2 protein-coding genes are annotated in these 5,532 nt (G+C 66.7%); both read left to right on the top strand.

The features are described from left to right. The coding region (locus tag AC0693_RS38590; RefSeq protein ID WP_478804603.1) for an amino acid adenylation domain-containing protein at nucleotides 1–4,016 on the top strand (4,016 nt) is incomplete at its 5' end. After that, the coding region (locus tag AC0693_RS38585) for a condensation domain-containing protein (protein WP_478804602.1) at nucleotides 4,016–5,532 on the top strand (1,517 nt) is incomplete at its 3' end. The genes AC0693_RS38590 and AC0693_RS38585, both read left to right, overlap by 1 nt.

Genomic DNA, 5,532 nt, shown 5'->3' with positions numbered 1-5,532 from the left:
TGGGTGTCACGGGTGAGGTGTATGTCGTGGGTGATCAGCTGGCCCGTGGGTATCTGGGGCGGGCTGGGCTGACGGCTGAGCGTTTCGTTGCGTCGTGGTTCGGCGGGTCGGGTGCGCGGATGTATCGGACGGGGGACCGGGCGCGGTGGTCGGCTGGTGGCCGGCTGGTGTTCGCGGGGCGTGCGGATGAGCAGGTGAAGGTGCGTGGTTTCCGTATCGAGCCTGGTGAGATTTCGGCGGTGCTGGCTGGGCAGGAAGCGGTGGCTCAGGCGGCGGTGGTCGCGCGTGAGGACACGGTCGGTGATGTGCGGCTGGTCGCGTATGTGGTCCCGGCTGAGGGTGTGGATGCTGTCGGACTGGCCGCGTTGGTGCGTGAGTTCGCGGGGCAGCAGGTGCCGGGGCATTTGGTGCCCTCGGCTGTCGTGGTCCTGGACGCGCTGCCCCTGACCGTGAACGGGAAGCTGGACCGCAAGGCCCTGCCCGCCCCCGAGTACACAACGGGCCCAGGTCGTGGCCCGGTTGATGCGCGTGAAGAGATTCTCTGTGCTGCTTTTGCTGAAGTGCTGGGTCTCGAGAGTGTGGGGGTCGATGACGACTTCTTCAGGCTGGGGGGTCATTCACTGCTGGCGGTGCGGTTGGTGGAGTTGCTTCGTGAGCGTGGCGTGTCCATAGAGGTGCGGGCGATGTTCGAGACCCCGACTCCTGCCGGACTTGCGATGACGACCGGCACGGGACCGATAGAGGTGCCGGAGAACCTGATCCCTGCCCGTGTGCGGGAGATCACTCCCGAGTTGCTGCCGCTGGTCGATCTGGACGCGGATGAGATCAGCCGGATCGTGAGCTCGGTCCGGGGCGGTGCGGCGAATGTCGCTGACATCTACCCGCTGGCTCCGCTGCAGGACGGGCTGTTGTTCCACCACCTGCTGGCCGGCGGCGAGCAGGACACGTATGTCCTGCCCTCGGTGATGGAGTTCGACTCGGGTGAGCGGCTTGAGGCGTTCACCGTTGCGCTGCAGCAGGTGATCGACCGGCATGACATCCTGCGGACCTCGTTCGTGTGGGAGGGTCTGCGGGAGCCGGTGCAGGTCGTGTGGCGTGAGGCGACCCTGCCGGTAACGCGGGTGGTGCTGGGAGAGTCGGCTGCTGATCCGGTCCAGGAGTTGCTGGACGTGGTGGGCATGTCGATGGACCTGGGCCGCGCACCGCTGATCAGCGTGCACACCGCGGCCCTGCCGGACGGGGAGCGCTGGCTCGCCCTGGTGCGTGTGCACCACATCGTGCAGGACCACACCGCTCTGGAAGTGCTGCTCGGTGAGGTCAACGCCGTTCTGGCCGGCCGTGCCGACATGCTTCCCGAGCCTCTTCCGTTCCGCGACTTCGTCGCGCAGGCGCGGGCCGGGCTTGCTACTGGTGAATACGAGCGGTACTTCACCGGGCTCCTTGGGGACGTCACCGAGCCCACCGCCCCGTACGGGCTGTCCGACGTCCGGGGCGACGGTGCGGATGCGCGGGACTTGAGGTTGCCGTTGCCTCCTGAGTCGGTGGTGCGGTTGCGTGAGGTTTCGCGTCGTCTGGGGACAAGTGTGGCGACGGTGTTGCACGTGGCGTGGGCGCGGGTGCTGGCGGCGGTGAGCGGTCGTGATGATGTGGTCTTCGGGACGGTGTTGTTCGGCCGGATGAACGCGGGTGCCGGCTCGGACCGGGTTCCGGGTCCGTTCATCAACACCCTCCCGGTCCGTCTGCGGACGGGCGAACTCGGAGTACTGGAATCGGTGACGACGATGCGCGGCCAGCTCGGCGAGTTGCTGGGGCACGAACACGCGCCACTGGCTCTTGCCCAGCGTTCCAGCGGTGTCGAAGGTGACACACCTCTGTTCACCTCACTGTTCAACTACCGCCACGGCAACGGAGGGTCGTCGGCGGGTGAGGAGTCTGCCGGAGGTATCGCCGGGACGAAGCTGCGGTATTCGCGGGAGCGTGACAACTTCCCGTTGTCGTTGTCGGTCGACGATGACGGTGATGGTCTGACCCTTGCCGTGGACGCGGTCGCGCCGGTCGAACCGCGTGCTGTGGGCGCCCTGGTGACCACCGCCGTGGAGAACATGGTGGCCGCCGTGGAACGGACCCTGGATGGAGGAGCGGATCTTCCACTGAGTTCCGTCCAAGTCTTGGGCTCGGGTCAGCGGGACCAGCTGCTGGCCGGGTGGAAAGATCCGGAAACCGGATCGGCTGTGGTGCCGGTGATGGGCTTGTTCGATGCTCAGGTAGCGGCTGCAGGGGATGCGGTGGCGGTGGTCGCCGGGGACGTGGAGGTGACCTATGCCGAGCTTGATGCGCGGGCGGACCGTCTGGCGCGGTATCTGGTCCAGCGTGGTGTGGGCGCGGAGTCGCTGGTCGGTGTGTGTCTGGAACGCGGCGTCGATCTGATGGTGGCGTTGCTGGCTGTGCTGAAGGCCGGCGGCGCGTATCTGCCGCTTGACCCGGCGTATCCGGCGGAGCGCATTGCGTACATGCTTGAGGACGCGGCGCCGGTGGCGGTGCTGGCCTCCTCGGTCACGGCGGGTGGTCTGACCTGGTCGCGGGAGCGGCTGCTGGTGGTGGACTCGCCCGAGGTGAAGGGGGCGCTGGCGGGTACCGGTCGGGTGGGTGAGTGGCCGGCGGTGGCGGCGCAGGGCCTGGCGTATGTCATTTACACCTCGGGATCGACGGGTCGTCCCAAGGGTGTGGCTGTGACGCGGGGCGGGTTTGCCAACACGGTTGCGGCCCTGACGCGTTTCGGGGCGGGTCCCGGCTCGCGTGTGGCGCAGTTCGCGTCGATGAGTTTCGACAACTTCTGCCTGGAGTGGGCGCTGGCGTTGGCGTATGGGGCGGCGCTGGTGGTTGTTCCCGCCGGTCGGCGTGTGGGAGATGAGCTGGCGGTCTTCCTGCGGGAGCAGGGGGTGACGCATGTGTCGTTGCCGCCGGCGGTGCTGGCGGGTCTGGAGGACGGCGCGATCGATGCGGGCGTCGTTCTCGAGGTGGGTGGTGAGGCGTCCTCGCCGGAGCTGGTGGGCCGCTGGTCGGCGGGCCGGGTGATGTTCAACACCTACGGTCCGACGGAGACGACTGTTGATGCCACGGTGTGGCGCTGCCGTCCGGGGGTGCGGGAGGTCCCCATCGGGGTGCCGATCGGTAATACCGGGGCGTATGTCCTGGACCGGCGCCTGGCGCCGGTGCCGGTGGGTGTTCCGGGTGAGCTGTATATCGCGGGTGCCGGTCTCGCGCGTGGTTATCTGGGGCGTTCCGGGCTGACGGCGGAGCGGTTCGTGGCCTCTCCCCTGGGTGGTGGCGAGCGTATGTACCGCACGGGTGATCTGGTGCGCTGGAACGTGAACGGTGAGCTTGAGTATCTGGGGCGTACGGACGAGCAGGTGCAGGTCCGTGGTTTCCGGATCGAGCTGGGTGAGGTTCAGGACGTCGTCTGCACGCACCCGGGGGTTTCCCAGGCCGTCGTGATCGCGCGTGAAGACATCCCGGGGGAGAAGCACCTGGTGGCATACCTGGTCCCGACCACAACCGGAACCACTGCTGACGAAGAACTTCCGGAACAGGTCAGAGGGTTCGCCGCCGAACGGCTTCCTGGCTACATGGTCCCGTCTGCCGTGATGGTGCTCGACTCCCTGCCGCTGACCGCCAACGGAAAGCTGAACCGCAAGGCGTTGCCCGCCCCGGACTTCCGGGCACGGGGCGGGGCCGGCCGGGCGCCCGCCAACGAGCGGGAACGGGTCCTGTGCGAGGCGTTCGCCCAGGTGCTGGGGTTGGACAGCGTGGGAGTGGACGACGACTTCTTCGCGCTCGGCGGGCATTCGCTGCTCGCGGTTCGGCTGATCAGCCGGATCAAGACGGTGCTGGGTGTCCAGATGGAAGTTCGGGCGCTGTTCGACGCTCCGACGGTGGCCGGGCTCGCCAAGAAGCTCGGGAACAAGAAGTCAACCAGGCTGGCCCTGAGGCCGATGCGTAACCAGGAGGGGTCCTGATGTTTCCGTTGTCCTTTGCGCAGCGTCGGTTGTGGTTCGTTGATCAGTTGGAGGGGCCGAGTGCGACGTACAACCTTCCCGTGGCTGTGCGTTTGTCGGGTCGGGTGGATGCTGGGGCTTTGAATGCGGCGCTGAGGGACGTTGTCGGGCGTCACGAGGTGCTGCGCACCGTGTATGGGCTTATGGATGGTGAGCCTTTTCAGCGCGTCCTTGCTTTGGAGGAGTTGGGCTGGGAGCTGTCGCTGGCTGAGGTGGGCTCGTCGGGTGACCTGGAGGGTGCGGCCGGCGACGCGGCGCGGTATGTGTTCGATCTCGCGGTGGAAGTGCCGATTCGGGCCTGTCTGGTTTCGGCTGGGCCGGAGGATCACGTTCTGATTCTGACTATTCATCATATTGCTGGTGATGGGTGGTCGATGGGGCCGTTGGGGCGTGATGTGTCGGTTGCTTATGCGGCGCGTTGTTCGGGCCGTGCTCCGGAGTGGGAGCCGCTTCCGGTGCAGTACGCCGATTATGCGTTGTGGCAGCGGGAGATGCTGGGTGAGGAGGATGATCCGGAGAGTGTGCTGGCGACTCAGCTGGCTTATTGGCGTGGGGTGTTGGCCGGGGCTCCGGAGGAGTTGGCGCTGCCCTTCGACCGGGCACGTCCGGTGCTGGCGAGTCACCGTGGTCACCGGTTGCCGCTGGTAATTCCGTCCGAGGTGCATGCGCGAGTGGTGGAGCTGGCGCGGGCTGAGGGTGTGACGGTGTTCATGGTGCTGCAGGCGGCGTTGGCGGTGCTGCTGTCGCGGCTGGGGGCGGGTACGGACATCCTGATCGGTTCGGCGCATGCGGGTCGTACGGATGAGGCGCTGGACGACCTGGTCGGTTTCTTTGTGAATTCGTTTGTACTGCGTACGGACTTGTCGGGTGACCCGACGTTCCGTGAGGTGCTGGGCCGGGTTCGGGAGACGGGTCTGTCGGCGTTCGATCATCAGGATGTGCCGTTCGAGCGTCTGGTTGAGGAGTTGGCGCCGGCCCGTGCGAGGGCGCGGCATCCCCTGTTTCAGGTGATGCTGTCGCTGAACAACACGGGGGAGGCGTCGTTGAGCCTGCCCGGCGTGGAGACGGCGGGCATGGCGAGCGGGCTTTCTGCGGCGAAGTTCGACCTTGAGATGGACATCCAGGAGGAGTTCGATGCGGCCGGGGCGCCGGCTGGGTTGCGCGGGTGGCTGATTGCGGCGGCGGATCTGTTCGATGTCGAGTCGGTCGAGCGGGTTGTGGTGCGGTGGGAGCGGGTGGTGCGGGCACTGGCCGCCGAACCGCAGCTGAATGTGAGCCGGGTTGACGTGCTCGATGACGTGGAGCGTCATCGGGTGATCGAGCTGTGGAATGACACGGTTGTCGATGTCGGGTCGTTGACGTTGCCGGAGTTGTTTGAGGCTCGGGTGGCGGAGACGCCTGATGCGGTTGCTGTGGTGTTTGAGGGTGTTGAGGTTTTGTATGGGGAGTTGGATGCGCGGGCGAATCGTCTGGCCCG

This window comes from Streptomyces sp. NPDC043876, from assembly GCF_056435825.1.
This window is presented reverse-complemented; position numbering and strand designations above follow the sequence as displayed.